The organism is Pseudobacter sp., from assembly GCF_051955275.1.
Classification (GTDB): Bacteria; Bacteroidota; Bacteroidia; order Chitinophagales; family Chitinophagaceae; genus Pseudobacter.
Genome location: NZ_JBQCGW010000292.1, coordinates 21,455 through 48,177 on the forward strand (window position 1 = coordinate 21,455; position 26,723 = coordinate 48,177).

Annotated in this window: 19 protein-coding genes; 4 read left to right on the forward strand and 15 right to left on the reverse strand. The window is 47.1% G+C overall.

Annotation, left to right across the window (positions count from 1 at the left end):
• Genes ACTHMC_RS25300 through ACTHMC_RS25350 form a run of 11 tightly spaced genes read right to left on the reverse strand, consistent with a single transcriptional unit; the run spans nucleotide 1 to nucleotide 15,447 of the window.
• Nucleotides 1-600: a histidine phosphatase family protein gene (locus ACTHMC_RS25300; protein WP_440417563.1), complete on the reverse strand. Its 600-nt coding sequence runs from the start codon at nucleotides 598-600 to the stop codon at nucleotides 1-3.
• Nucleotides 593-2,035 (reverse strand): FGGY-family carbohydrate kinase, encoded by a 1,443-nt coding sequence (locus tag ACTHMC_RS25305; protein ID WP_440417564.1) that lies wholly within the window; start codon nucleotides 2,033-2,035, stop codon nucleotides 593-595. The genes ACTHMC_RS25300 and ACTHMC_RS25305 overlap by 8 nt, the downstream gene beginning before the upstream one ends.
• Nucleotides 2,036-2,047: 12 nt before the next feature.
• The gene (locus ACTHMC_RS25310) at nucleotides 2,048-3,496 is read right to left on the reverse strand and encodes an FGGY-family carbohydrate kinase (RefSeq protein ID WP_440417566.1); all 1,449 of its coding nucleotides are present in this window, start codon (nucleotides 3,494-3,496) and stop codon (nucleotides 2,048-2,050) included.
• 10 nt (nucleotides 3,497-3,506) lie between these two features.
• Complete coding sequence (locus ACTHMC_RS25315) at nucleotides 3,507-4,517, reverse strand: 2-hydroxyacid dehydrogenase (RefSeq protein WP_440417567.1); 1,011 nt, start codon at nucleotides 4,515-4,517, stop codon at nucleotides 3,507-3,509.
• Nucleotides 4,518-4,551: 34 nt separating this feature from the next.
• Nucleotides 4,552-5,826, reverse strand: coding sequence for an MFS transporter (locus ACTHMC_RS25320; RefSeq protein WP_440417568.1), 1,275 nt, complete (start codon nucleotides 5,824-5,826; stop codon nucleotides 4,552-4,554).
• A gap of 26 nt (nucleotides 5,827-5,852) precedes the next feature.
• Nucleotides 5,853-6,962 (reverse strand): metallophosphoesterase, encoded by a 1,110-nt coding sequence (locus ACTHMC_RS25325; RefSeq protein ID WP_440417570.1) that lies wholly within the window; start codon nucleotides 6,960-6,962, stop codon nucleotides 5,853-5,855.
• Between the two features lie 13 nt (nucleotides 6,963-6,975).
• Nucleotides 6,976-7,884: an endonuclease/exonuclease/phosphatase family protein gene (locus ACTHMC_RS25330; RefSeq protein WP_440417572.1), complete on the reverse strand. Its 909-nt coding sequence runs from the start codon at nucleotides 7,882-7,884 to the stop codon at nucleotides 6,976-6,978.
• Between the two features lie 12 nt (nucleotides 7,885-7,896).
• A complete protein-coding gene (locus tag ACTHMC_RS25335; protein ID WP_440417574.1) occupies nucleotides 7,897-9,288 on the reverse strand; it encodes an FAD-dependent oxidoreductase in 1,392 nt (463 codons plus the stop codon).
• A gap of 12 nt (nucleotides 9,289-9,300) precedes the next feature.
• Nucleotides 9,301-10,551 (reverse strand): MFS transporter, encoded by a 1,251-nt coding sequence (locus ACTHMC_RS25340; protein ID WP_440417576.1) that lies wholly within the window; start codon nucleotides 10,549-10,551, stop codon nucleotides 9,301-9,303.
• A gap of 29 nt (nucleotides 10,552-10,580) precedes the next feature.
• Nucleotides 10,581-12,293 carry a RagB/SusD family nutrient uptake outer membrane protein gene (locus ACTHMC_RS25345; RefSeq protein ID WP_440417577.1) on the reverse strand — a complete coding sequence of 571 codons (1,713 nt, stop codon included), beginning with the start codon at nucleotides 12,291-12,293 and terminating at the stop codon, nucleotides 10,581-10,583.
• Nucleotides 12,294-12,351: 58 nt separating this feature from the next.
• The gene (locus ACTHMC_RS25350; RefSeq protein ID WP_440417578.1) at nucleotides 12,352-15,447 is read right to left on the reverse strand and encodes a SusC/RagA family TonB-linked outer membrane protein; all 3,096 of its coding nucleotides are present in this window, start codon (nucleotides 15,445-15,447) and stop codon (nucleotides 12,352-12,354) included.
• Between the two features lie 407 nt (nucleotides 15,448-15,854).
• Here ACTHMC_RS25350 and ACTHMC_RS25355 point away from each other — a divergent pair, with 407 nt between their 5' ends.
• Nucleotides 15,855-16,622 (forward strand): DeoR/GlpR family DNA-binding transcription regulator, encoded by a 768-nt coding sequence (locus ACTHMC_RS25355; RefSeq protein ID WP_440417580.1) that lies wholly within the window; start codon nucleotides 15,855-15,857, stop codon nucleotides 16,620-16,622.
• Nucleotides 16,623-16,824: 202 nt separating this feature from the next.
• Here the strand turns inward: ACTHMC_RS25355 and ACTHMC_RS25360 are convergent, their stop codons facing one another.
• Together ACTHMC_RS25360 and ACTHMC_RS25365 are read right to left on the reverse strand one after the other, a co-directional pair.
• Nucleotides 16,825-20,157, reverse strand: a complete 3,333-nt coding sequence (locus ACTHMC_RS25360) for a glycoside hydrolase family 38 C-terminal domain-containing protein (protein WP_440417582.1) — start codon at nucleotides 20,155-20,157, stop codon at nucleotides 16,825-16,827.
• A gap of 189 nt (nucleotides 20,158-20,346) precedes the next feature.
• Entirely contained in the window at nucleotides 20,347-20,520 is a 174-nt protein-coding gene (locus ACTHMC_RS25365; protein WP_440417584.1) for a hypothetical protein, read from the reverse strand.
• A gap of 101 nt (nucleotides 20,521-20,621) precedes the next feature.
• On the opposite strand from ACTHMC_RS25365, the gene ACTHMC_RS25370 reads away from it, so the two are divergent.
• Entirely contained in the window at nucleotides 20,622-21,671 is a 1,050-nt protein-coding gene (locus ACTHMC_RS25370) for a class 1 isoprenoid biosynthesis enzyme (protein WP_440417586.1), read from the forward strand.
• On the opposite strand, the gene ACTHMC_RS25375 is transcribed toward ACTHMC_RS25370, so the two are convergent.
• Nucleotides 21,652-22,497: a CvfB family protein gene (locus tag ACTHMC_RS25375; protein ID WP_440417587.1), complete on the reverse strand. Its 846-nt coding sequence runs from the start codon at nucleotides 22,495-22,497 to the stop codon at nucleotides 21,652-21,654. The genes ACTHMC_RS25370 and ACTHMC_RS25375 overlap by 20 nt on opposite strands.
• A gap of 126 nt (nucleotides 22,498-22,623) precedes the next feature.
• Between ACTHMC_RS25375 and ACTHMC_RS25380 the strand changes: the two genes are divergently transcribed.
• Together ACTHMC_RS25380 and ACTHMC_RS25385 are read left to right on the forward strand one after the other, a co-directional pair.
• A complete protein-coding gene (locus tag ACTHMC_RS25380; protein ID WP_440417589.1) occupies nucleotides 22,624-23,286 on the forward strand; it encodes a phosphatase PAP2 family protein in 663 nt (220 codons plus the stop codon).
• Entirely contained in the window at nucleotides 23,258-24,775 is a 1,518-nt protein-coding gene (locus ACTHMC_RS25385; RefSeq protein ID WP_440417591.1) for an ArnT family glycosyltransferase, read from the forward strand. Before ACTHMC_RS25380 ends, ACTHMC_RS25385 begins: the two co-directional genes overlap by 29 nt.
• 10 nt (nucleotides 24,776-24,785) lie before the next feature.
• On the opposite strand, the gene ACTHMC_RS25390 is transcribed toward ACTHMC_RS25385, so the two are convergent.
• Nucleotides 24,786-26,678, reverse strand: coding sequence for a heparinase II/III domain-containing protein (locus ACTHMC_RS25390; RefSeq protein ID WP_440417593.1), 1,893 nt, complete (start codon nucleotides 26,676-26,678; stop codon nucleotides 24,786-24,788).
• Nucleotides 26,679-26,723 lie beyond the last annotated feature (45 nt).

Here is a 26,723-nt window from a genome sequence, read left to right on the forward strand (position 1 = left end):
TTAGCGTAATTTGGAATTGAGTAATTCGAGTGTGAGTGTTCCATTCTTATCCAGTTCAAAGCAGGTAATGGATGAGTTTTCCTGCACCAGTTGCCTGTAGTTTTTCAAAGGCATGCCCAGCTTATAAGCCATATATAACCTGTTGATACCGTTGTGAGCAACCACCATCACATTACCATTTGAATGCTTCTGCTGAAGCCCTTTGAAAAAATCATCCACACGGGCTACGATCTCACCACCTGTTTCTCCTGTACCGCCGGCGCGGTTTGTTTCCGGGTCCTTCATCCAGTTCAGCCAAAGCGATTCATTCTCTGCAATGAATTCTTCTTTAGTTTTCTTTTCCCAATTGCCGAAGTCTGCCTCAATAAGACGGTCATCTTTTATCACTTCCTTACCTGAGGCAATACCAGCGGTAGTGAACGCCCGCTGTAAAGGAGAAGAATATACTGCTGCGAATTCAATCCCTTCCAGCTGCCGCTTCACTTCTTGCGCCTGGCTCAGCCCTTTTTCTGTCAATGGTATATCTGTTCTGCCGCAATACCTGTTATTATCAGCATTCCAGGCAGTCTGACCGTGACGGAGTAAATATATTTTAAGCATAGACTTTTCTTGACTTCAATTCTTGCATGAATAATTGGTATTTCTGATCGTAAGCTAACACCAGTGAATGCTCCGGCTTCACTGTCATTTCGGGGCTCACCATCATGGCGGCTGCTTCCTGAAGTGTTGAATAAAAACTGCGTGATGCAGCTAATATCGCTGCGCCGGCTGCACCTGACACGTTCTTCATTTTTGATACCGGCACATTCATCACAGAAGCCCTGATGCGTAACCAGGTATCGCTGTTACTTCCTCCTCCCGCAGTGAAAACAGCCGTTATTTTTTCGCCGGACAGTTCCGAGATCCTTTCAAAAGCATAGCGTTCGATAAAAGCCACGCCTTCCATGCAGGCAATGAATTTTTCAACCGTATCTCCTTGGGGCCAGAATCCCTCTGCCTGTGGTGCATTGAAAGGGAAACGTTCCCCTTGCTGTAAAAGCGGCCAGGCGAGGGACTCAGCGGGCAATCTTTTTGCCGCCTGCCTGCTCAGCTCCTGCAAGTCTTCTCCGGAAAACAATTTGCTTGCCCAATCTGCACCTGTATTGCTTGCGCCACCGGGCATCCAGTAACCCGAAGGGTGCCGGTGATTGTAAATAACTCCGGAAGGATCATTGATGGGCTGAACTGTCACGCCTTTTATTACCAGCGTAGTACCAATGGTTGTATTCCATTGGCCCGGACTTACGGCGCCAGATGCCACTTGTGAAGCACAGCCATCCGTCATACCGGTTGATACCATTACATTTTCTGGCAATCCCCATTGCAGGGCAAGCTCAGATATGATACAACGAAGGGGAGCTCCAGACGGTTTCACTTCCTGTAACCATTCTTTCTTCACCCCTATTTTTTCTGAAATATACTCAGGCCATTTATTCTGATAAAGATCGTAGCCCGATTTCATAGCATTGGTAAAATCTGTCACTCCATACTCACCACATAACCTACCTGTGATAAAATCTGCAGCATGAATGAATTTAAAAAGCTTTGACGTTAGGTCAGGGTATTGATTCAGGAACCACTTCATCTTCGGCAATCCACTGGATGCGTTAAAAGCAGTGTACCCTTCCTTTACATGCTGCACGGCCACTTCCTTACAAAAAGCCGCTTCATTTAAAGAACGCGGATCACTGTACATGATCGCAGGGTGTAAAGGATTATGATCAACTCCTAATGGAATTATAGTTCCTGATGTTGAAGTAACTGCAACAGCTTTTATTTTTCCCAAATCCACATAAGGTTTCACTTCTTGCATCAGGGCGGGGATCAGTCTGCAACAGCAGTCCCACCAAAGCTGTGGCGATTGCTCTTCTCTCCAGCCATCGTTCAATAAGAACGCTTCTTCCTTTGCTCCCCATTGCCTGCCGGTTTCATCCAGCATAACAACCCTTGCTCCCTGTGTCCCGATATCGATCCCAATAAAATATGCTTGCCTCATCGCTTGATTAATTTAACTCACAGCTCTGAACTGCTCTCTGGTTGCTTTCCATTGTTCGTAATATGCTTTCAAAGCCGCTGCATCGGTAGCTGCGGAGCTTTCATGTTTTCCTTCGGCCTTCGGAACAGCAATTCCCGTTGCTTCGTTACATAACATGGCAGCACCTATAACCGATGCCTGCTCAAAACCAGGCCTTACTCTCACTTCATTGCCAGTGATGGTTGCAATGAGGTTTCGTAATGTGCGGCTTTGCAAGCCACCGCCGCATGCCCAGATATAACCGGCATCATGACCGGAGATTTCCGCCAGCACTTTATAATTCTCTGCAATTGAAAATGCAATATCCATCAGGGTTGCCCATACAAAACTACCGCGGCTCAACTCATGCGATACCGGTACAGGAAATACAAACCCACCCCAGATCACCGGCTTCGTTTCCCCGGCAATCAAAGAACCCAGTGAAGCCACACAATGCTTATGCATGGTTTCCGCCAGCTCTTTCTCAATCACATCATATCCTTCATTTGGATAAAACACTTCTTTCAGGCGTTGATAGTTCAGTCCTGTAACGCCTGCGTTCGCTTCAAACACAAAACGGTTCTCAACGATGTCCCTGCTTGTCCAGGTCCTTTCTTTGGTATCAGTAATATAAGCTCCTTCCAGCTTCACCACAGGGGTAGTGGTTCCTGAAACGATCACTACATCTCCCACAGAAGGACTGGTACTCTTGATGGCCATTTGTGTATCGCCACCTCCGGTGATCACCTTGGCATCCTGACTGAAACCCCAGGACACTGCGATACCTTTCTTCACAGTACCAGCCACACTGCCAGCTTGTGCTAAAGCCGGCAATACGTTTTGGGCGATGGCGAACATATCGCAAAGCTCATCGCTCCAGGCGCCTGCGGCCACATCGTACAACAATGTTTCCGAAGCCTGCGAATGCTCATACAAGGCTATGCCACTCAATTCCCATGCAGCCCAGTCGCTGATGCTGAGAAAAAATGAAAGTTTATTCCAGATCTCTTTTCTTTTCTCCCGTATGCCCACCAGTTTATAAGCAGAGAACAGGGAGGTAGGGTAGCGACCTGTCAACTGATAGATCCTGCTTTTATCCGGAAATGTATTCTCCCACTCCCTTCCGCGGTGATCTATATTCGGCAAACCAATAACGGCTTTGCCGGATTGGTCAATCAATACAATGCCTTCCCGTTGGCTGGTTGTGGTTGCGGCTTTTATGTTTACAGGTCCGGCCTGCCCCAGCGCCGATGCAGTCAATTCCTGCAACTGGCCCCAAAGTTCTTCCGGTTTAAAATAGATGGAATCAGCGTACAGTTCATCTCGATAGTACCGGATATCGGCTCTCGCCACTCCAAGGATTTCTCCCGATGGCGTTACAATAGCTGATCGCACATTCCCCGTACCGATGTCGAGCACCAGGTATGCATCCTGTTTATTCATCCGTCAGATTTTAGCGTTGAATATACGATGATAATATTTCCTTGTTAGCCAGCCTGTCTGCACTGTGCTTTCCATGAACGAACCATTCCACCAGTACTTCATTGAGAATGCGTACATGGTGGTCTTCCACTTCATGGGTAGCCCCCGCGATATGCGGTGTAGGCAATACATTCTCCAGATCGATTATTTTATAATCCAGCTCATCCGGTGGCTCGTTATCAAACACATCAAGGATAGCGCCTTTGATCTTGTTTTGCGACAATGCCTTGTACATATCATTCCTGTTCACCACTACAGCCCTGGCAGTATTCACAAAAATGGCATCAGGCTTCATCAGCTCAAACAGCTTGTGATCGATCATACCCCTGGTATCAGCCGTTACCGGTAAATGCACGGATACAATATCACAGGTAGAAAACAGTTCTTCCAGGCTGAGTTGCTGGTAAGAAGGAAAAGAAGATGCATTCACATACGGATCATAATAGGCAATACTGCATGGATAATTCTCTACCAACTTTGCGATCAATTGTCCGATGGCGCCAAAGCCTACCATTCCGATCCTTTTACCAGCCAGTTCATTGCCTTTGAACTCAAGGTAAGAAGTATGTGCACCTGCGTTCCAGTTGCGTCCGCGGAGCCAGCTGATAGCAGGCAGCGTTTTACGCAGGAACGTGATCACATTGGCGATGAACATTTCCGCTACCGCCTGTGCATTACGCGCAGGCGTGTAAAATACGGGGATGCCATGCTTTGAAGCGGCTGCCAGCGCTACATTGGAAGGCGTGCCCCTGCATACACCTATAAACTGCAAATGTGCATTTGCATTGATCACTTTTTCAGTTACATGGTCATGTTCGGTGATGAGCGCTTCGGCTTCAGTTTCGTACAAAAGAGCCGTCAGCTCATCTTCATTAAAGGCGCGCCCGTTCTCTTTCCAGGGACGATAAATTACTTCCCCCAGGTCCTGCTTTACATCAAACAAACCTTTCTCATGATAGGGCGCAGTGATCAGTACTCTCATATATCTCATTAATGTTTACAAAAATTTGATCGTTTCAAGATTGCAATACAGATGATTCAGTAACAGCTACCTTGTTAACATTACCGGTATCTGTTGCAGGCAATGTGATGAAGCGGGTCAGTATGGCGCTGATAAAATACAAGCTGGCCAATATCCAGATGATGCCATCTGCTCCAACACTGCCAATGAAAATTCCTACGATGGCAGGGCCCACGAAAACAGGCAGACCTGCACCCAGGTTCAGGATGGCCATTGCTGCGCCTTTATCTTTCTTCACCAGGGACGGAACCAGTGCCGAAAGCGGCACATAACCCGCCAGGCAAGCCCCCCAGGCAATTCCGGCCAGCATTACCAGCCAGTAATTTCCGCCTGAATATTGTGGGATGTAGAACAGCAGCAATGTGGTGAGGCCGCAACCTACTCCACCAAACCAGGCGATGGTTTGCCGCCATCCAAGCCTGTCTCCCACAAAACCGAAGATCAGGTTGAAAGCGATATTGCTGGTAAAGATGGTACCCCAGATATACAACCACTGCGTTGTGCTGAACCCATGTGCTTCCATATAAGTCGGAAGAAAAACAGGAAATGCAAACTGGGCAGTGGTATTGATCACTCTCACAATTCCACCTATTGCCACTTTAGGTTCCGTTCGAACAATGGTCAGCCCTTTTATGAGCTCCTTCCATTTATTATTTTTCGCTTCTTCATTTATCCTGAATGGCGCTTTGTTTATCAACAGGGCGAATACTGCACCCAGTAACACCCAAAACACTGCGCTCCACAACGCAGGGATATGTCCCAGTTCACGGATGGCCCAGCTTGAGTAAAATGCTCCCAGCACATTCAATCCGCCAGTGAACACAAACCAGAACCATCCTACTGCACGCCCCAGCGTACCGGGTAAAGCAGCATATGAGATCCAGACCAGGAATGAATATGCAAACAGTGGATAACCGAATCCGCGAAGCGCGTAGGTGATCAGCATCGTTGGAAAATCAAGCGTATCCAGGCCCAGGCCTATGAAGCCAGCTGTGCCTGCCAGATAGATCAGCAGGCCAACCAGCATGGTTTTCTTAGGGGTAAATGACTCAGCCAGCACTCCTGAAAACCAGGAAGCGATGGCAATTGTAATTCCGTAAGCAGTATACAACGTGGCATTCTGTTGAATGGTCATGCCGCGCTCAAGCAGGTAAGGGCTCAGCCATCCCGTTTCCATGCCATCTCCCATCATAAAGATGAGTATACCGATGTATCCGGTCAGCAGTGATGGTGGAATTCCCGCCTTGTCAGTTAAGGTTTCGTTTCTCATTTGAAGCAATCGTTTTGGTACAGTTTCTATTCAAACACGAGCTTGTACTCGTTCCTGGGATCGGTCTTCCAGGCATGTTGCCTTGTTGTTGGCGATATACCGAATAAAGGAGAGAATGTTTTCACCTTTACTGTTTTACTGTCAGGGAAGAACTCGATGATGCGCAGCCAGCCATCACCACCATTGCCTTCGCGATGACCACCGCCCATCGATTGTGCATCGAACAGGATCTGGTGTACAGCTTTGCCGGCCGAGTTCTTGTCTTTTCTGTATCCTTCTCCGGAGATATGTCCGCATAATACCATTTCAATATTGGAAGAAGGCTCTACCACCTTTTCCCAGATCTGCTGACCATTGTTGGCATCGGGAAGCGGGGTCCGTGGCGACTTCTGGATCATATTGTCCACATTGTACGGTTCCCACCAGATCCAGTTGATCTTTCCGTTGGTACGCTGGTCCTTTGCGTTCAGATATTCGTGCGTGGCCAGGATCACCCGGTGATTTTTGTATTGGGGAAGTGCAGCTACTTTTTTTGCCCAGGTCAAAACAGTGTCCCTCGGGCCATACTCAACTGTCATGAAGAGATAGTCCTTTCCATTCAGGTCTTTCAGTTCATACGCTGAATTTTCCAGTGTAGGTTGCCCTTGCTCATTCCTCGAATTCTGAACCAGGTATTTCTGATTGAGATGATTTCTTTCAGTTGTGAAGAACTGGCTGTATTGGGAAGTGCGGTTGCCCTGTCTGTTGATACTGTAATCATGGTTTCCGGTTGCCGCGATGTAGGGAACTTTTCCATCCAGTTTGCTGAAGGCCTTAGACACGTATTCCCACTGGCTTTTGGAGGTCTGGTCACCATCATAATCGTTGGTGATCTTTCCGTCATTCTCTACCAGGTCGCCCACCCCGATCACCATCTTTACATTGAGGGTATCGATATTGTCCACTATCCAGGCCATCATAAGGTCTACCAACGGCTGGTTCCTTTGCCATTTCACATAGTTCTGCAGGTCAGGCACCATGATCAAAGACCAGGAACCTTTCTGATCCAGGGCAGGCTTCTTGTAACTGTCCTGTGCAAACGACAGTGAGGAAGCCAGTACAAGCAGTAATGCAGATACGAATATTCTCCTTTTCATTTTTTTTGATTCTTTAGTCTATAACAAAATCAGCCTGCAAAAAGAAATGATCACTGGGATATTTACCGTTTACTGCATCTTTAACGATGGCAGCAGCTGTTGGCCTGATATTTCCACGGTACCAGATATAATCGATCCTTCCTTTTGAAGAGGCTTTGTCATAAGCTACACCCTGGAATTCATGCCCGGTGTGTCCGGCTTCTTTTTCACCATGAATGGTTTCATAACTTTCTTTCCAACCACCATTGCGTACAGACTCGAACACTTTACTGTCGAACCTGGTATTGAAATCTCCGGTAAGCAATTGAATGAAATCCGGTTGGTATTGCGCGCTCTCTTCCACCACCATCTTTGCCTGCTGTATCTTGGCTTCGGCTGAAATATGGTCAAGGTGGAGGTTTACAAACCTGAACTCTTTGCCCGTTTTTTTATCTCTAAGCCGCACCCAGTTTGCATGACGCGCCCTGGCTGTATCCCAGGACCTGCTACCTGCCACCAGTGGCGTTTCGGAAAGCCAGTAAGTTCCGCCGGTCAACAAATCATAACGCTCTTTGGAGAAAAGGATAGGATTCTTGGCGATGCCATGGTACCCTGTTGGGTGTGCATCCATTTCCGGACCATCGAAACCGAATAAATGGAAAGAAGAAAAATATTTCCTGAGATCATCAGCCTGCACCTTCAGTACTTCCTGGAAGCCTACGATATCCGGCTTTCTGTCTTTGATCACTTTGAGGCAGATATCTTTCCTTACAGACCAGCCCACACCTTTGGCTTCATCTTCATCCAATGCAACACGGATATTTGCTGTGAGGATCCGATGTGAATTTGAAGTCCGCACTGCTTCGCTGGCAAAAGCGGGTAAAGCAGGCAGCAATGCCGCTGCACCGATTCCCTTTATAAACTTTCTCCTACCGGATGACATGTCATATAGTTTTTATGATGCGAGTTCTTCTTTCGCAATGCGCAGGTAAGCGCCTTTTTCCAGCAGCTCCTGCTGTAATTCCTTCACGTTGATATCGGCTGGCTGAATGCCTCTTCTTACCGCCATCTTTGCTGCGCGGCCCGCGGCTTCGCCCATGGCCATGCAAGGCGCCATTACGCGAATGGCCGACATCGCTTCATGCGTGGTGGAAATACATCGGCCTGCCACAATGAGGTTCTTTATTTTCTGAGGGATCAGTGAACGATAAGGGATATCGTAACAATCTCCGCACCATTCCAGCGTACAACCGCCGCCCTGTGGGTGATGGATATCCAGTGGATAGCTTGCCACAGCAACGGCATCATCAAAATGCTGACAGGCCATGATGTCCTCGCGGGTCATGGTGTACTGTCCCTGAATTCGTCTTGTTTCCCTGATACCAAGGAAAGGCGCAGTTTTCAGAAAGTAAGCATTTTCAAAACCAGGTACGTATTCGATGAGGTATTTCTGAATATCGATGATCTGGTGTCTGCCTTCGATCTCACCATGGGTAAGGCTTCCGGGGTCGGTACCGTTCACACCGCTTACGCGTGTCATGTTCACCCAAACTTCACCCTTACGCAATCCGGTGATAAGGATGGTGCGTTCTGTGGTCAAGGTCAGTCCATCGTCCTGCGCCTGCTTGATGAGGTTGCGCATGCCAACCAGTACAAACTGGTTGTTCTGTCCAAAGTATTCAGCGGGGATAAAATCAGTGAGGTATGTTCTGGGCTCATTGGCAATGCTGGTACGCAGTTTCTCTGTATCCACGCCACCGAGGCAGAACATAAGTGTTGGAGGCTGAACGCCACCATTCTCATTTCCGTATTCGCAAGGTACCCCGGCACGGTAAGCCACATCGGCATCACCACTGCAATCGATAATTGTTTTAGCAAGGATCACTTCACGGCCTGCTTTACTTTCGATGATCACGCCTTTCAGTTCATCACCATCCATCACAACGCCGGCGCAGAAAGCGTAGAACAATACATCCACTTTACTTTCCACCAGCATCTGCAGCGCAACGGTCTTTACCGCTTCGGGCTCCACCAGTGTGAGGCTCATATGCAGCGGGCATGGGCGGTGTTCGCTTGAAGCCTGAACTGCTTTTAACCGGTCAATCAGTTTTTGCGGAAGTCCTTTGATGATCTGGTTTCCTTTTTGTCCGAGAAACCCGAGAATGGGAAGACCGATAGTCATATTACCGCCTACGAAGCTTCGGCTTTCTACCAGCATTACATTTAATCCATCTTCAGCAGCCGCCAGTGCAGCCATGATCCCTGAAGGTCCTCCGCCAATCACCAGTACATCTGTTTCTTTTCTCACACTGATTTCCCTGGCTGGCTCTGTGATTGTTTTTATCATGCTATTTATGGTTTACAGTTTTATATTTTTCGGTTTTTCGGGCCGTACCATTGTCCATAAGATCAGCACTGCCAGCGGATGCAGGAATGCCATGGCAATGAATATCTTTTCAGCGCCCAGTGTACCCATGAACTGACCTACGAAGTAGTTGAACAGCACAGCGCCTAATGCGCCAAAGCCTCCTGCAATGCCGAGCACGCTCGCCACATTCTGTACAGGAAATGCTTCTGCCACAACCACACTGATGGTGAACAACCAGCTCAAACAGGCAATGGCCACAATGCTGAAAACAGCTAACGTAGCCCAAGCGCCACCCAGGTAAGGTGTGAGTGCGCAAAGCGGACTAAGTATAGCCACGCGGGTCAACATCAGCTTTCTTGCTTTCAATGGGTCATGTCCTTTTCTCACCAGTTTATCAGACCAGGCTGAAGTGCCGATGGCGCCTAAGTCTGCAAACAGGAACGGTATCCATCCGAACATTCCTACCTGCGCCAGTGTGAGGCCGGACTCTTCCTGCAGATAACCGGGCAACCAGAACAGACAGAAATACCAGACAGGATCACTTACAAAACGGATCAGTAAAATGCCCCACAAAGTGCGGGTGCCCCAGAGCTCCTTCCATTTGAACCCTACCGGTGAAACCGCAGTGGCTGCCGTTGTTGCAACAGACTCCTTCAGAATATGCGGCGGAGGATCCTGGTAAACCAGTTTCCATAAAACGGCAATCAGGATCCCGACTGCGCCCATTGTTATGAAAGCGATCTGCCAGCTATAAGTGAGTGCCAGCCATGCAATGGCCGGGGGAGCGATGATGGCCCCGATAGAGCTACCCGCCACGCAAAGGCTGTTTGCAGTGGCGCGTAGCTTACCGGGGAACCATAATGCAATTACTTTGAGCTGTGCCGGAAAATTAGTGGGTTCAGCTGCTCCCAGCAGTCCACGGAAAAAACCGAACTGTCCGATAGACCTGGATAAACCGCCGCCGATACAGGCCAGCGACCAGGTGATGATTCCATAGAACATCACCACACGTGCTCCGAACCTGTCAACCATCCATCCTGTAACAGGATACATCACGGCATAACAGATGGTGAAAATATTCAGGATCCATGCGTAGCCACTGTCGTTGAGACTGAACTCAGATTTGAGTACAGGTTTAAGTATGGACACGATCTGCCTGTCGACATAGTTGAATACTATGGCCAGGAAAATAATGGCGACTATAAACCAACGTCTCTTTTCAGCGCTAAGCAATCCTTTCATTCCATTTATTTAAGTCTCTAAACTAGTTCTTAATATCCATCGTTCTGATCCAGGCTTTTGTTGGCATCCCTTTCAGATTTCGGAACAGGCCAGAGCTCATCTTTCTTCACTTTGAATATTACTTGTTGTGTAGTGAAATATTTAATGGCTTCTGCATGATTGTAGATAGGGGTATAGTTCTCATCAAAACCGGTGAGCACTTCTTTAGTCCAGGCTTTGGCGTCTCTGTTCAGATAGATGTAACCGTTCATTACTGTTTTGGCAATATCCCAACGGCGGAGATCATACCATCTCAGGCCATCATTCGCCAGCTCCACCTTACGCTCGTAACGCAGGGCGGTACGCAGCTCTGCCTGTGTGAGCGCAGTTGGCAGTTCGGGCATTTTCGCGCGGCGGCGGATCTTGTTGATGGCTTCATATACAGTATTGTCGATGTCATTGTCTTCGATCTTAGCTTCTGCGTAGATCAGCAGGAGCTCGGCAAAACGGAAGATACCCACATTCAGATCTGACACACCGCTTACAGAAGTGGAAGCAAAATCAGCCAGGTCGATCGGTTTACGCCAGAGGTAACCACTGAAAGACCTGAATGCGTTGGTGGCATCGGCATTGGCAACAGAAGGTGCTGTTGGAGAAGTACCGTTGATCACCGGCCAGTAGTTCTTCACAGTTGAAAAACTGGTGGCAGGTTCAAACTGGTATCCTACATAACGTGCATGTGGACGTGCGCAATACATATCCAGTCTGGGATCGCGGTTCTCAAAAGGTTTGGATGCATCGTAAAGCGGGGACTGAGTAATCGGCAATCCGTCTTTCGCCTGGAAAGTATTGATCAGGTCCTGTGTTGGTCCCCAGTAACAAACACCTTTACCCAAACGTGAAGCAGAATAGTACTGTTGATTATGGGTATTGCCCGGGATGGTCATATTGTATTCAGCTACCCAGATCCATTCCTTGCTGGTTTTAAAACCTGTATGTCCGAAGATATTGCTTACTTCAGGCTCTCCCGCGGTATGATCTTTTCCTACATGATCAATAGAGGCGTTAAAAGGAGTGAGATCATGCTGGCCATTAGACAAAGTGATAGCCGTATTGGCCGCAACAGCCGCTTCTTTGTATTTCTTTGCATAGAGGGCCACCCTCGCCTTCAGCATGTAGGCAGCCACTTTTGAGGCTCTTACATTTCCGAACTGCGCCTGTGATGGGGGAAGATTATCCGCGATGGCTGTTAATTCATCCAGCAGGAATTGCTCAACTTCGGCCTTGGGAGATCTTGGCACATTGGCGTTGCTGAGATCTACGCCATGCTTGAGTAAAGGAACTGCGCCGTATAATTCTATCAGCTGAGAATAACAATAGGCGCGTACAAAGCGGAGTTCAGCATCAAGTTGTTTATATGCAGCGTCTGTCATAGTGGCCCGCAGCTTCTCCAGGTTATCCAGCACAGTGTGAACACGTGCGATGGTTTGATAATGGATCTGCCATGGTTTATTGGTCAGCGCATTATCTGTTGTGATGGCGCTGGTAATAGGAGATGTATAGTTGGTGCCGGGCCTTGCATAACCGATATCCGTGAGATTATCCATTACATGCCATATCGGAGTACTGGCGGCATCCAGTTTGCTTATATTCTGATAGGCGCCGAACAATCCCATTTCAGCTTCTTTTGCATTAGCCGGGAAAGCGCCTGTAGACGGGCCATTCAGAGAGATCAGGTCCGGTTTGCAGGAAGTCAGGGCCATAATTGCCCCAATTGTTACCGCCGCAATTTTAGATATATTATTAAAGCGTTTCATCTTTTTAGAATTTAATATCGATACCAAATGTGAATACTTTAACCTGTGGATAGTAGTTGCCACCACCTAAAGACACGCCGTCTGATGCACCTGCATCAAAGTTGATCTCAGGATCATATCCGTCGTAGAATTTGGTCTGCGTGAAAAGGTTCGTGCCGTTTACATAGATGAATGCTTTCTGCAATCCCACTTTCTTCAGGACTGTCTGGGGAATTTCATAACCCAGTTGCACATTCTTCAACCGCAGGTAAGATGCACTTCTCATCCAAAGGGTAGAGTTCTGTGTATTGTTGGTAGAAGTTACAGATACACGTGGCAGTTTGGCATCTGTATTTTCCGGCGTCCAGTAATCCAGTTGCCATGGTTTGATAGAGCTGGAGTTTGCAGCAGGAATAACATAGTGGGAGTTCAGGTAGCCATCCACTTTGCCAACACCTTGCAGGAAACCGCTCAGGCGGAAACCTTTCCAGCCAAAGTCCAGGTTGGCTGCATACGTGTATCGAGGGATGGTGCTTCCGATGATCACTTTATCTGCATCGGTAATTTTTCCATCGGGGATTGCTTTGCCATTTGCATCAGTGGCGCCTGCGATGTCCCTGTAGCGTACGTCACCGGGTTTCAGTGTTCCGATCTGTACAGGTCCTTTGCTGATCTCATCCTGGTTCTGGTACAGTCCGTCTGCGAGATATCCATAAATAGAGTTGATGGAATATCCTTCCTGCTGACGCAGCAGATCGCCGGAAGTCTGTCCTTTCATATCGAGGATCTTATTCTTTACATCGGAGATATTGAAACCGATACCGAACTGGAAGTCGCCGATCTTGTCATCATACCTTGCAGAAGCTTCCCAGCCTTTATTGGACACAACAGCAGCATTCTGGTAAGGAGAAGCCAGACCGGTAAGCTGTGAAGTATTCAGCTTGAGCAGGATACCGTCTGTTCTTTTATCATAATAATCGAAGGTCAGGGAGAGTTTGTTCCAGAGGTTGGCATCCACACCGATGCCTTTCATTTCTGTTTCTTCCCAACGGAGATTGGGGTTGGAAAGCGTGGTCTGCGTGATCATCTGGTAAATATTTCCACCCATGGAAACGCTGCTCAGCGATAAAGCTTCAGCAAAAGGATAATAAGAGTTACCGATATTCTGGTTACCCAGTTTACCCCATGAAGCTCTTACTTTCAGCATATTTACAACAGGACTGAACTTATCCCAGAAATTCTCCCTGGAGATCAGCCAGCCTGCAGAGAAAGAAGGGAATGCAGCCCAGCGGTTGTCGCCGGTAAAGCGGGAAGTACCGTCGTACCGCATGTTTGCTTCAAAGAGGTATTTGCCAGCGAAGTCATAGTTGAACCTGCCGAATGCAGAGATCAGGATCCACTGGTTTTGTAATCCGTTATTGTCTTTGGTAGCATTGTCTGCACCGGCAGTCAATTGTTCATAGTTATCGTAAACGAAATCCCTTCTGTAACCAGACAGGAGTTTTTCATCATAGGTTTCCTTGGATGTACCACCCATCAGGCTGAAGTTATGATCGCCGAAGCTCTTCTGTGCTGTTGCCTGGAATTGGTAGGTGCCGTAGAAGTACCTGTATCCGGATTCGGTCAGTTCAGTGAAGGTGTTACCCGCACCTGCTTCTGATCCATCTTCATAATAGGTCATTACACTTTTCCTGAAAGTATGGGTATTGGTAGTAAGATAGCGGGGAGCGAACATACCGGTAAGTGAGAGCCAGTCCACTGGTTTGAAATTGAGGCTCAGGTTACCATAGAACTCCAGGTTATTGGTTTTTCTGTTACCGCCATCTTCGATATAACCTACGGGATTGATCTTTACCCAACCGTCGGACCATTTGCCGGCATTCCGGATAGGGATATTCGTTGGCATCCTTCCGAGATAGTTCCAGATGGTGCCTTCATCGGCGATCTGTCTTCTGTTCCTGTTGGTCACTGCGATATCAGCCTTGATGTTGAATTTCTTGCTGGGGGTAATATCCAGGTTATTACGGAATATATACCTTTTGAAATTTGTGTTCCTGATGATACCCTCCTGATCGGTGTAGCTGAGGGAGGGAGTTACACGAACGATGCCGCTGTTGGCAGATAAAGAGATGAAGTGGTTCTGCATGAGGCCGCTTCCGTCCAGGATAGCATCCTGCCAGTTGTAGTTACCGGGATCGGCTTCATATTTCTGCCTGAAGTTTTCGATGTCGGCATCACTGTAGATCTTGGTATTGTTATCGTTCATGCTGGCGTCGTTGAACACGCGCATGTAGGTCAAGCCGTCAGTTACTTTGGGAATGGCGGTTGGTGTTTGTTTGCCAACAAATCCCCTGTAGTTAACAGACAATTTATCTTTTCCTCTTTTGGTAGTTACCAGGATAACCCCGTTGGCGGCCCTGGAACCATAGATAGCGGAAGAAGCCGCATCTTTCAATACGGATATGGATTCTATAAGGTTTACATCTACATCATCCATATTTCCTGCAACTCCGTCGATGATCACCAGCGGGTTGCTGCTGGATCCTCCGAAGGAATTGATACCCCTGATGCGGATCTGGGCGCCGTCTCCACCGGGAGAACCGGTTTGCGAGGTAACGGTTACGCCTGGGGCAAGACCTTGCAGGGCGTTTGAGGTGGAAGGGTTGGGTCGTCTCTCGAGCTGGCTGCTGCCGATAACGGAAACGGACCCTGTAAGATTGGCTTTCTTTTGAGTACCGTAGCCTACAACCACCACTTCGTTAAGCCCTGCCACATCTTTCTGAAGCGTGACATTGATAACGGAGTTGCCGGCGATGGTCACTTGTTTTTCGGCAAAGCCAACGTTTGAAAAGACCAGTACTTCTGCATTACCGGGAACGGTGATGGAATAAGTACCCTCTGCGTTGCTGGTAGCGCCTGTCTGGGCAGACTTCACGCTGATGCTTACACCTTCTAGGGGTTTGTTATTCTCATCGGTGATCTTTCCGGTGATTTTTTTGGTCTGTGCTGCAGCGGGCACGGCGAGAAGCAGGAGCCAAACAAGGCTGAGAATCCAGCTGCCGGTTAATTTCCGGGGGGTGCTTTGCTGCTGAGTAATAGCAAAGCGGAGATTTTTTTTCATACCAGCTTTTAGTTTTTTGAGCTTACTAATTTTTTCCATGAGCCATCAACTCCCTTTAATTTTGTTTCATTTCAGGTAAAAAGAATTAATTTTTTGCAAAAGAATGATCAAAAATTAAACATAACATTACCCGTCAGTAAACAAATCGTTATGAATCTGGACATGGAAAAGAGCAATCGTGGTTATTATTAGCCCCTAAAAGCCGATATTTGCTTTCAGAAGGGGCATCATTGTAAACCAAATGTAACCAATTTAAACTTTATTAAACAAATTTAAATAAAAAGAAAGCTTTTTAAAGTTTTATAAGCGGGGTTAGGGGGGATATTTTTTATCAAATCGTAAACTCTTTGCAAGACTTTGAAAATATTAGGAAATATTGGCAATTTTGTGAAACATAACTTTATTCAATGAAAACGATAACAGACAGGCACCAGTTTATCCTTAAAAAGCTCGCGGAGAAGGGTCAGGTCTCCATCCCTCAACTTATGGATGAAATGCAGGTGAGCGGGGTAACTATCCGGAAAGACCTGAAGCTGTTGGAAGAGAAAAAGCTCCTTTTCCGCACCCGGGGCGGAGGTTCCATTAATAATCCTTACGCCATCGAGCGTCCCATAGACGAGAAAGAGTTCATCAAAGCCGATGAAAAGAAGAAGATCGCGAAGGCCGCCATGGGCCTGATCGGGCAGAATGATTCCATCATCATCGCCTCCGGCACTACCGTATTTGAGCTGGCCCGCCAGCTGCAGCCAGCCAAAAGGATCATTGTGATCACCCCTGCTCTGAAAGTAGCCATTGAACTGATCGGCCGCCCCAATGTGGAGATCCTTCAACTGGGTGGCCTGGTGCACCAGAGCTCTTCCTCAACAGCTGGTTCATTTGCAGAGAAGGTCCTGGATGAACTTTCCTGCGGAGTGCTATTTATTGGTGTGGACGGGATCGACCTGGAACATGGCCTCACCATTACCAATATTGTGGAAGCAAGCCTGAATCAGAAGATGATCCGCCTCGCCCAGACAGTTGTGGTGCTGGCAGACAGCTCCAAGTTTGATCGCAGGGGACTGGGCAAGATCTGTAACCTGGATCAGATAGATTATATTATTACAGATGGAGAAGTGAGTAGGGAAACAGTGAATAAAATTGAGAAGACAGGCGTAAAAGTGTTGATAGCAGAATAAGGATACCGAACATATTTATAAAAAATCCGCATCTGGCCGATGCGGATTTTTTATTTACTCAGGGTGCCAGTCGCTCGAATCCCCGCGAGTTACCAATATTGGTTCGCCTCTGGCGAACGCCTTGTCGCCGGGAGACGACTAAATAGAAGTCACTCGCGGGACGCGAGCGACTGGGCACTGCAAAATGAAATGGAACTTCCACTTAATGAGTAATAGTTACTTCGAGCTCCATTACCTCCATCCCCGCAATCAGAATCGTTTGTGTTGGTGGTAATGTAACTGCCGTTCTCACTGCGAGAATTTTTTCAGGCTTTATCCTATTCCATTTAAAACTAAATGACGCGGCTTTATCCGACGGGTTATACACCCGGATGAGAAACTTATTCTTTCCAACCGGCTTTACACTTGTAACCACCACTTGCTCATTGGTCAATGTAAACAAACTGCCAGCCAACCTGAATTCCTTCTTTACCGGAACAGCCAGTAGAGGTTGCGTGAATCCTGCTGCGGCCTTCTCACTTGCTGCCCCATCAAAACCATCGTGCGCTCTCAATGCATACCTGAACGTGGCCAAGCCTTCCTGGTCTGCTTTGTAATTAGTATGCCAGTAATTGTTCATCGCATAACTGAACCAGTTGGTGCTTTCGGGCCTTGATGATTTCCATACCTTATGGCTTCCCTGCAAAATCCTCCTTTCATCGATCATACTATCTGCTTCCACCAGCGGCGTTTCCAGCAGCATCCATTGAATGCCTTTTTTTGCAGCGCTCGCATCCAGCCACCTTCTTCCATAGAGGTAATCCATATTGGATCCCTGCAGGTAATCTTCGGAATATTTCATAATCCCATAGCCCGCATCCAGTCTTATATCACTAAAAGATCTATGAAATGGAAACCCGAAATGCAATCCCTCTTTTTCCCGCACGGGTTTCTTATCAACAATATTTTCTATCTCCACAATATTACTTCCGGCATAGAGGCGCAGGTTTTTTTCCAATTTATTAGCGCCAGGAGCTTCCGATTCAAAATGTATGACCGTCATCACCGGGCCACGCTCTATGGCTTTTACAGTACAACCCTTATTAGTCAAAGCCGCTGCGGGATCCATTCCAGGAACATACCAGTAACTGTTCATACCCTGACCATTAAAACTACCGGCATAATTGAACGGATCGTTCCTTCGAAATGAAATGACACTGCCATTGTTTTTATCCCAGACCAGGGAGATTTTTCCATTGGATACAGAGCTATCGGTTATTGAAAACGGATTCTTACCGGTACCGGGCTTTTCTTTGGTAAGTGTATAAATCATTGTGCCGAAGGCGGGAATATCGTTTGCCATAAAAATTTTTCTGCCATCGCTTAGCTCCTGCAAGGGAAGTACTTTGCCTACCGGATCTTTGATCCCGTGGAACCCTGCACCATTGATGATAGTTACCAGGCCGGACCTGTTAAACGAAAGGGTATTAAATACAGCGATGCGGCTGGAAGCCTCATCCATTAAAGGTTGCAACAAAGACTGCTTCAGCGTTCCAACCATTTGCTCAGCTTCTTTTCCAAATTGTTTCTTGATCTTCCATTGTTCCGTAACAAAGGAGATATCGGGCTCTGAAATACTGTTATGAGCTCCCCAGGTATGTTCATGAAAGAGGATAATGCTTTTCCAGGCGCTGTCAAACAGTTTACGGTCGTACAATGCGGGGTTCAGCATTGCGTACAGGGTAGTCAATTGTTGCAGCTGCAAACTCGCGGTCCGGTTCTTTCCTTCTTCGTCCGCTGTTGAGTAAGCGCCATCCTCCCAATATGGAGTGATATCACCTTTCACTTCCGGGATCACACTCCCATATTTCTTTTCAAATTCTTCAAACAACCTGTCGGTAGTATTTAGCACTATCCGGGGAGAGGAGTACCGTTGATTCCACTCATCCACAAATCTTGAAATGGCCGTATCTACCGGCCCGTTATCCGCTACCACGTTGTATCTCCATTGCACCATATCATAAGGATATCCGCTTTTATCGAGGTCCCGCAGATAAGCGGCAATCTTTCCCGGTCCGTTATCAAATACAGCTCCGGGTGCTGTCCCGTGCCAGGACGAATATCCTCTTCCTCCGGTCCAGAATAATATTTTCTCTTTTCCGGATGGAGATTTCCACCAGACTGGCTTATCACCCCAGGTGCGCACGAAATGACCAACGCGGTCACCCAGGTAAGGATGATGGGCACCGATATAGTTCGGTCCACTGGAATAATATTTAATGCCGCTCAATGCCAGAGCAGTTACAATGGACCAGCTGCTACCGGGCACATCGGATATCATGGCGCTCCTGAATGTAAATCCATATTTTTCCGATAACTCCTTTGCGTAAAAAATGTAGTTGAACAGTTCTTCCGGCTCACTGAGTCCCGTGAGCAGATTTGCATACAAAGCAGAAAGGCAGATATTTCCATCTTTCACTGCTTTCACGAATTTTTTCTGCTGAGCAGGGCTTGCTTCCCGCAGATAATTATCCACTGCCCATATAGACTCTACATTCCATTTGAAGCGGGCATCCGGCGGCAGATCTTTTGTTGCCTCGATCATTGCAAGCGCATCATCAATATTTTTATTATGGATCCGTGCCACTTCCGGCTGCAGATGGGAATACCCGATATCAGTGTGGGAATGATGTATGAAATGAAGCACCCTTGGTTTTACCGGTTCTATCTGCACAAATCTTTCTACCAACAATTCATTTTCCAGGGCAACTGAAACCAGCACACTATCACGCTTTTGCGGATTGCTCACAGGAATATCAAACCGGTTCATGCCATCCTGCACAGGAAAGGATAAATTTTCTTTATTATTCAGCTTCACATTCAGATTGGCATTCTTACCGAAATGCAACGCAACCAAGGATATCGAAGCCCTTCCGTCTTTCAGAATAAATGGCTGCACCTCAACCTGCGCCATTTCTTTGTAAGGGAATTTGAAGGTCATGTACCAGTTATTATTACCTTGTGCATGGCCGGTCACCTTTAGTTTTACCGGCTGTCCCGGGGTCACCATTTTAATAGGGAGCCGCAAGTAAGCGATGCCATGAGCATCCTGTACAGCATCGCTTTTTTTATGTTGGAATACCAGGGCGGAGCTGTCGGGGCCGTCAAATTTCCAGGTCATTTGTTTATTATCAGGGAGGGCAGTGAATGTAAGAAGTTTTTCATCGTTTACATACAGATCAAACCTGCTCTCCATGCCCCTGTTGGTGCCGGTACTGTGAGATGCTACCCAGGCGAAATACACATAGGGTTCAGAATAACCTGCCGGCACATCAGCTGTTTTCCATTCAATCGTCTTTTTCCCATCTGTTGACCTTGTGAGCAATGAAATATTCGCATAATTGGGCAGTGCAGAGAAATAGCTGATGTTTTCGCCGGACAGTTCCTGTGCATAACCATTCTGCCAGGTGATCTGTCCTAAGAAAGGAACTTCCTGTTGCCCATAGGAGCCTGCAACCAGGTTGCCTGAAATAAACAGTAATAATAATCTTTTCATTACCGGTTTGGTTTTGTAGATAAGGAAAGACTGGAATCTGCTGACGGGTTGCGGATCATGCGGAGGGTAGGACTGATCATGGAAGATAAGAACTTTCAATCAGGTTTTAATTATTAGCCGCAGCTCTTCGCTGAAGTCCGGACATGAAAAAAGGCCGCTTTCGCAACCTTAGTATACGCTACCCCGATATTAAACTATTTTGCCGGCTGAGCCACTACCCGCAGGTATGGCTTGATGGTTTTCCAGCCATATGGTTGTCATTACACATTTCTTCCAGCTGGGGAATTTCACCATCCATTCTTCCATCAGGTTCACCGGAATACAAACCAGTACACTGTCTTCCTCCGCTGCACCTTTGATCACGCTGGTTTGTGCAAGGCTTTCCTTCTCAAAGAAAGTTCCGCGGATACTTCAGTCATCATTGATCGATTTGCTTACTTTAGCATTCCCTAAGCCCAGTGTCAATGAATGCAGGCGACAATGCAGCACACTCATCATTTCCACCAGAACGCCCGTCTATCGGCCTGTTCCGTGTTGCCCGTCACCTGCTCAGCCTGCATGCTCAGATGAAGCAGCAGGAAAAATACTGTAACCAGGAAATTCCACGTATACTTGCCACCATCGTTCCACCAGAGGAGTTCAGCTTTTCTTCCAAAGAAATTCAAAGGCTTGTCAAATATTATCAGCTGGCAGTAAACCTCGTCAGCCATAATTTATACCAGTTGACAGGACACAAAACCAACGACAGGGAAGAGCGGAGCATGCTCCTTCTTAGCATCTTCCTGCCATTGTTTGATGACCTCTTCGACAATAATATCCTCGAATATCACCGGATAGAGTCATTGGTATCTGACCCGGAAAACTACAACCCAATCAATAAGGTTGACCTGGTAGTAAAACAACTATACCTGCAGCTGCTGGCTCTGACGCCGCATAAACAATACTTCATCGACAACCTGCAACAGGGCCTGTACTGGGAACAGCAATCCCTGAAGCAATTTGACAAAACAACCGGTGAAGAAGAGTTGATGCAGATCACGTACAACAAGAGTTATTTCAGTATCCTGCTTTTCTGTTCAATACTGGAACATTATCCGGACGATGCCATACAACGCGTGCTGTATCCTATCTCAGGTCTGATGCAGTTGATCAATGACCTGTTTGATGTGTGGAAAGACAATCAGAATGGGCTTTATACAATCCCAAATCTTTATCCCGACTATTCAAAAATTGAAAAGCTTTTTCTCAACGAGGTTGCTTCTATCAATGAGCAGGTATCAGCGATGCCTTATCCTGTTCAGAACAGAAGTAACTACCTGATCAGGATCCATGCACTGAACGCAATGGGCTGGATGTCTTTACAACAGTTGAAAACGGTTACCAGGCATAAGTCTCTCAGCGAACTGGGCCGCAAAGAACTGGTTTGTGACCTGGATAGTCTGGGCCAGCAGGTAAAATGGATCCGGCATGTAAGAATGCTGAGTAACTACGCTGCTATTCCTCAACCAGCTTGATGCCTGTCTGCGTGAAGGTGATCTTCCTGGCTTTGTACAGATTGCCGGTAGTCATTTTGAAGGTCTTCTTGCTCATGGCAAAGAAGCTGTAGATATCGTCGGGGTTTGATTTATCGTTATAAGGCAGGTATCCGTTATTCTCCTGGAGCAGCCTCATTACTTTTTCGGTTTCATCTTCCACTCGCTGATAGCCGGGCTTTCCTGTAGCTACATCTATGAGGTTCTCTTCCCGGATATTCTTGATATACCCTTTCAACTGATCGCCCACAGTGATCTCGCGGAAAATATCACTGAAATGGAGTACGCCGGTGTGTTGATTATTGATGATCACCACATAGCCGATATCTGTGCGGCGATACACCACCAGGTCCACCTGGTCCAGCTCTTTCAGCGTAATATGATCATTGGAAAGGAAATGCTCGATCTTTTCAGTGGCCGCAACGCGGCCAGTCTGTTCATCCAGGTAGATCTTCACCAGGTAATTGCCACCAACCCGCATGCCTGTGATCTGTTTTGATTTGGGAACGAAGATATCCTTCATCAGTCCCCAGTCCATGAATGCGCCATGCGGCGTTACTGACACCACCTGCAGGTTCACGATATCCCCAACAACGCCTTTGGGTTGTTGCGTGGTGGCTATCAGGCGGTCTTCAGAATCGTGGTAAACGAATACTTTTACTTTATCTCCCACTTCCAGGCCGGCAGGGATGAAGCGTTTGGGCAGCAGCACCACGTCTTTCCCATCCCCCAGGTACATACCGAACTCGAACGCACGGGCAACTTTAAGGGTATTATATTCTCCAACTTTAATGATACTGTCTGACATAAACCGGGATTTCTGCAAAGAAACGCAAAAAGCACTAGAATGGCTTTCCATTGTTATCAATCCCGTAACAGTACCGTAAAATTCAGTTAGCATTACCAGGATAATTTTGGCGCAATTCCAACCCGTATGTTCAACAATCCTGGTAATCTTTTTAAGCATCATGCACTGATCCTGGTCTGCCCGCTCATCCTGATCGTTTGCTGCTTCACAAAAACTACTTCGTTTGTTGCTGCCAACTTCTTCCATTGTCCTGAACTGGACTGGTTGTTCACTCATTACACCAATCTTGGAGATGGTATTGTTGTACTGATATTAGTGGTTGGTTATTTTTTGAGTAAGAAAAGAAGTCTTGCATTGAAAGTACTGGCTACTTTCCTGTTATCCGGACTGGCAGTACAAATTCTCAAGGAACTTTTCCATGCCCCCAGACCTAAAACCTTCTTTACAGAAAATTTCTACCGCCATTTTATCGAAGGCGTTACCCATGGCGGTTACGCCAGCTTCCCTTCAGGTCATACCACTACTGCTTTTGCAGTAGCGGCCATACTTTCGTTCAATACCAATAAGACACCGGTTTGCATCATCAGTTTCTGGGCTGCAGCGCTGGTTGGTTATTCGCGGATCTACCTGGGACAACATTTCCTGGAAGACGTGATTGCAGGAATCATTACCGGAGTTACTTCATCTATTATAGTGGAATATTTTTTCAATTTGTACCTTACACGTATAAAGGCTGCCAGAAAATCTACAGCAACCGTATATGAACAACCAGCTGCAATCGGATTATAGAAATTATACGATCATTCTTATTGTGCTGAGTACTGTTGTACGTTCTATCCTGGGCGGGATGGTGGAACTGAACAATGATGAAGTGTATTACTGGACCTACGCCAAAGACCTCCAATGGAATTATTTTGATCATCCTCCCATGGTGGCTGTTTGCATCCGCTTCTTCACCGCAGGGTTACAATGGAACCAGGAGATATTCATCCGGATGGCCTCCATCATTGGATCCACCATCAGTACCTGGCTGATCTTCCTGTCAGGGAAGACGCTGAAAAATGAACGTACCGGCTGGATAGCAGCTGTTCTCTTCACAGGTTCTTTTTTCAGCAGCGTTATAGCCGGGATGCTGATCCTGCCTGATTCTCCGCAGATGGTTTTCTGGATGCTGAGTTTATTCCTGATGCTCCGGATAAACCGGTCTGTTTCAAAAAAGGAGATCAATATTTTACTGCTTTTACTGGGAGTTTCCATCGGCCTCTGCATCCTGAGCAAAGTGCATGGAATCTTCTGTTGGCTGGGTTTTGGCGCCTATATTCTCTTTCGCAAAAGAGCCTTGCTCAAAAGTCCATTTCTTTATATCGCTGTCCTGATCACTGCTGCGATGCTGATCCCATCAGTGCTCTGGACCCTCAATGCCAAAATGAGCACAGTGGATTATCATGGAAGCAGGATCATGATCCGGCATTTTCAGTTCGATAGTTTTCTCAGGGAGCTGCTCGGCTCATTTGCTTACAACAATCCAGTGAATGTTGTATTGCTGGTCATTTCTCTGTTCGCGATCCGCAAACAGCCGGCATCTTTGGCCCTGGTGTTATGGCTGGGATTGCCATTGATCGGCACTGTTCTTTTCCTTTCCCTGTTCAACGACACGCTTCCTCACTGGAGTGGCCCTGCCTATACAACGCTGATCCTGGTTACGGCCTGGTGGCTGAGCGAGGAACCGTTTCTGAAAACCCAGCGACTACTCAAAGCCTCTGTGACTTTATGTGCAGGCGCGCTGATCCTGGCAACGGCTATCATCAACTACTGGCCAGGCACCCTGGGGAAAAAGACCGTGCCTGATTATGGCAAACATGATATAACCCTGGATATGAGTGGCTGGGCCAGTTTCGGAAAACAATTCAGTGCGTTCAGGAAGAGAGACAATTTCAACACCCGTTTTATTTTCAGCAATTACTGGTTTCCTGCTGCCCACCTGGATTTTTATGTAGCGAGACCTCTGGGCATGCATGTAAAAGCGGTGGGTAACGTGAATGATATTCATCACTTTGCATGGCTCAATGCAAAACTTCCGCAATTAAAAGAAGGCGAAGATGCGTACTATATAACGATCTCTAATTTCAACGACCCTGTTCCGGATGAAATTATCCGATCATTTAAATCTGTTTCGGAACCTGTAACCCTCTCTGGTTTCAGGAGTGGCAGCCTGGACAGGTATTTTTATGTGTACAGGTTAAACGGTTATCAGCCCGGCGCCTTTGTTGGTCAGTAATGAGGCTGACTCACCATTTATCCAGTTCTTTCAGGTCAGCAGTTTTCGGTGAAATGTTTTCGCCGGGAACAAGGATCACATTGTAAGCAATCCTGGTATTTGCCGGTACAGTGATCTCAAATCCGATAAGAGTGGTGCCAGGGTTTGCGGCGTCATAACTATGACGAGGCTCCGTGCTCCAGGTCTGGATTTTTGCGCCGGGAATCCCTTCTACACGGAGCAATAATTTTTGTCCTTTATTGGTCAGCTGTGCCTGATTGCCATCGATAGCTACTACCGTAGCAGGAGTAAGCATTGTCCACCGGATCACGCAGGTGCTGTCGCCTGTTTCCAATTCATCCCGGACTGTTGCATATTGTTTGTTGATGATGGAAATGCCTCTGCGCGCCTGCTTCAGGTCCTGTCTGTACACATCTGTGAGATCAAGCACTGCACGCATATTCACTGAATCATCAGAAAAACGAAGTAGTTCAGATTTTCCTTTTACATATTGCAGATGACCGTTGACAGTCAGCGTGCTGTGAGAATAATTGGAGTAGCGGAAAACGCCCCATCGTTGCGATCCCTGGCTCATATCCCAGATACCAAGACCTGCTGATTCGAGTGAGTTGTAATTCTGCATGCCCAGGTCAGCAGAGAAACGGGCCTGGCCAATATCAAGTACAAAAGAACCAGCATCCATATGGCCATGACTATATGAAGGTGAACCTCCTTTGAAACCAATATAGATACCCTCGTTCTTATTCCAGCTGGTCCGCATCATCACAACCTGGTTGTCTGCTTTTGCTGCCCATGTTTTTTGTGATGGTATTTTAATCTTTTCTACTTTGATATTCTTTCCCCAGATCAGTGCTGCAGGAAGCAGGCGGTTAGATCTCACATTGAGCTTGCCATCCTGCAGGTATCCTTTCTCCACATACAGCAGTGACGGATCATTGAGCTTATCGGCAAACCAGAACATAGCTGGCTGCAATCCTTCGATATTACCGGCATCGGAGTAATTGAATGGCTGTCCCGACTGGCCGGTCAGATGTTGGTAGAAAGCGGCGGTTTCCATAAAACCAGGCTGACTGTTCAATCCGAAATCATCTTTGAATATTTTTTCGATGGCGTTATTGAAAAACACATTGAATGATGTGCCATATCCCCAGTAGCTGTATCCCTCTTTGTAATTGCCGGCAGGAGCGTATTCTTTCATGGGTGTTACAATGCTTCCGATGGCTCTGGCCAATAGTTCCTTTGCCAGTACCGGCTGATCTTCATATATAGCCAGTGCCCCGAAACTGATACCTGTATTGCACACCTGGTTCCAGTTATTGGTGCTACGCAGCCATCCATTGTATTTCTTATCCAGGGAAGGGTTGATGCCTTTTTCCAGGATGGCTTTGCTGATAAGAGTTCTGGAGGTGGAAGGTAAGTCCTGGTAAAGCCAGTCGTACCCTATGGCAACGGCCATTGTCATTTCGGCCACGTCCAGGAAGTGATCTGGATTCCAGTTATTGAAATGGCAAACAGCTAGCAGTTCTTCTTCACAGCGTTTGAAATATTTTTTCTGGCCGGTCATGCGGTAGGCGTACGAGAGAAAGAAATTGCGGCGCAGTGCTTCGCGACTGACCTGCAATAATCTTCTGCCGATCATAGTGCGTTCAACCGGAGGTTTTGTAAGGATACTATCGCACTCAGACAAGATTACATCATGCACAGATTTCCACTCCTTGCTTGTTTGGATGCTGGCTTTGATCTGTTGCTCTTCACCTTTGAGCAGCAACAAGCGGGGGTGTTGGGGGATCTTTGTGGTATCGATAAGTAGTTCCTGGGCCTGGGATTCTTTTGCTGAAAACAAAACGAGTAGTAGTATTATATAGAAAAGGCGGAAAGGTTTAAGTTGATGGAGGGTAGGCATATTTTGTGTTTGATCCTTGAAATTATTGAATCATCCCGGCTGATC

Coding starts and splice junctions, on each gene's coding strand:
- ACTHMC_RS25300 (WP_440417563.1), bottom strand. CDS start 600: ATGCTTAAAATATATTTACTCCGTCACGGTCAGACTGCCTGGAATGCT.
- ACTHMC_RS25305 (WP_440417564.1), bottom strand. CDS start 2,035: ATGAGGCAAGCATATTTTATTGGGATCGATATCGGGACACAGGGAGCA.
- ACTHMC_RS25310 (WP_440417566.1), bottom strand. CDS start 3,496: ATGAATAAACAGGATGCATACCTGGTGCTCGACATCGGTACGGGGAAT.
- ACTHMC_RS25315 (WP_440417567.1), bottom strand. CDS start 4,517: ATGAGAGTACTGATCACTGCGCCCTATCATGAGAAAGGTTTGTTTGAT.
- ACTHMC_RS25320 (WP_440417568.1), bottom strand. CDS start 5,826: ATGAGAAACGAAACCTTAACTGACAAGGCGGGAATTCCACCATCACTG.
- ACTHMC_RS25325 (WP_440417570.1), bottom strand. CDS start 6,962: ATGAAAAGGAGAATATTCGTATCTGCATTACTGCTTGTACTGGCTTCC.
- ACTHMC_RS25330 (WP_440417572.1), bottom strand. CDS start 7,884: ATGTCATCCGGTAGGAGAAAGTTTATAAAGGGAATCGGTGCAGCGGCA.
- ACTHMC_RS25335 (WP_440417574.1), bottom strand. CDS start 9,288: ATGATAAAAACAATCACAGAGCCAGCCAGGGAAATCAGTGTGAGAAAA.
- ACTHMC_RS25340 (WP_440417576.1), bottom strand. CDS start 10,551: ATGAAAGGATTGCTTAGCGCTGAAAAGAGACGTTGGTTTATAGTCGCC.
- ACTHMC_RS25345 (WP_440417577.1), bottom strand. CDS start 12,293: ATGGCCCTGACTTCCTGCAAACCGGACCTGATCTCTCTGAATGGCCCG.
- ACTHMC_RS25350 (WP_440417578.1), bottom strand. CDS start 15,447: ATGAAAAAAAATCTCCGCTTTGCTATTACTCAGCAGCAAAGCACCCCC.
- ACTHMC_RS25355 (WP_440417580.1), top strand. CDS start 15,855: ATGAAAACGATAACAGACAGGCACCAGTTTATCCTTAAAAAGCTCGCG.
- ACTHMC_RS25360 (WP_440417582.1), bottom strand. CDS start 20,157: ATGAAAAGATTATTATTACTGTTTATTTCAGGCAACCTGGTTGCAGGC.
- ACTHMC_RS25370 (WP_440417586.1), top strand. CDS start 20,622: ATGAATGCAGGCGACAATGCAGCACACTCATCATTTCCACCAGAACGC.
- ACTHMC_RS25375 (WP_440417587.1), bottom strand. CDS start 22,497: ATGTCAGACAGTATCATTAAAGTTGGAGAATATAATACCCTTAAAGTT.
- ACTHMC_RS25380 (WP_440417589.1), top strand. CDS start 22,624: ATGTTCAACAATCCTGGTAATCTTTTTAAGCATCATGCACTGATCCTG.
- ACTHMC_RS25385 (WP_440417591.1), top strand. CDS start 23,258: ATGAACAACCAGCTGCAATCGGATTATAGAAATTATACGATCATTCTT.
- ACTHMC_RS25390 (WP_440417593.1), bottom strand. CDS start 26,678: ATGCCTACCCTCCATCAACTTAAACCTTTCCGCCTTTTCTATATAATA.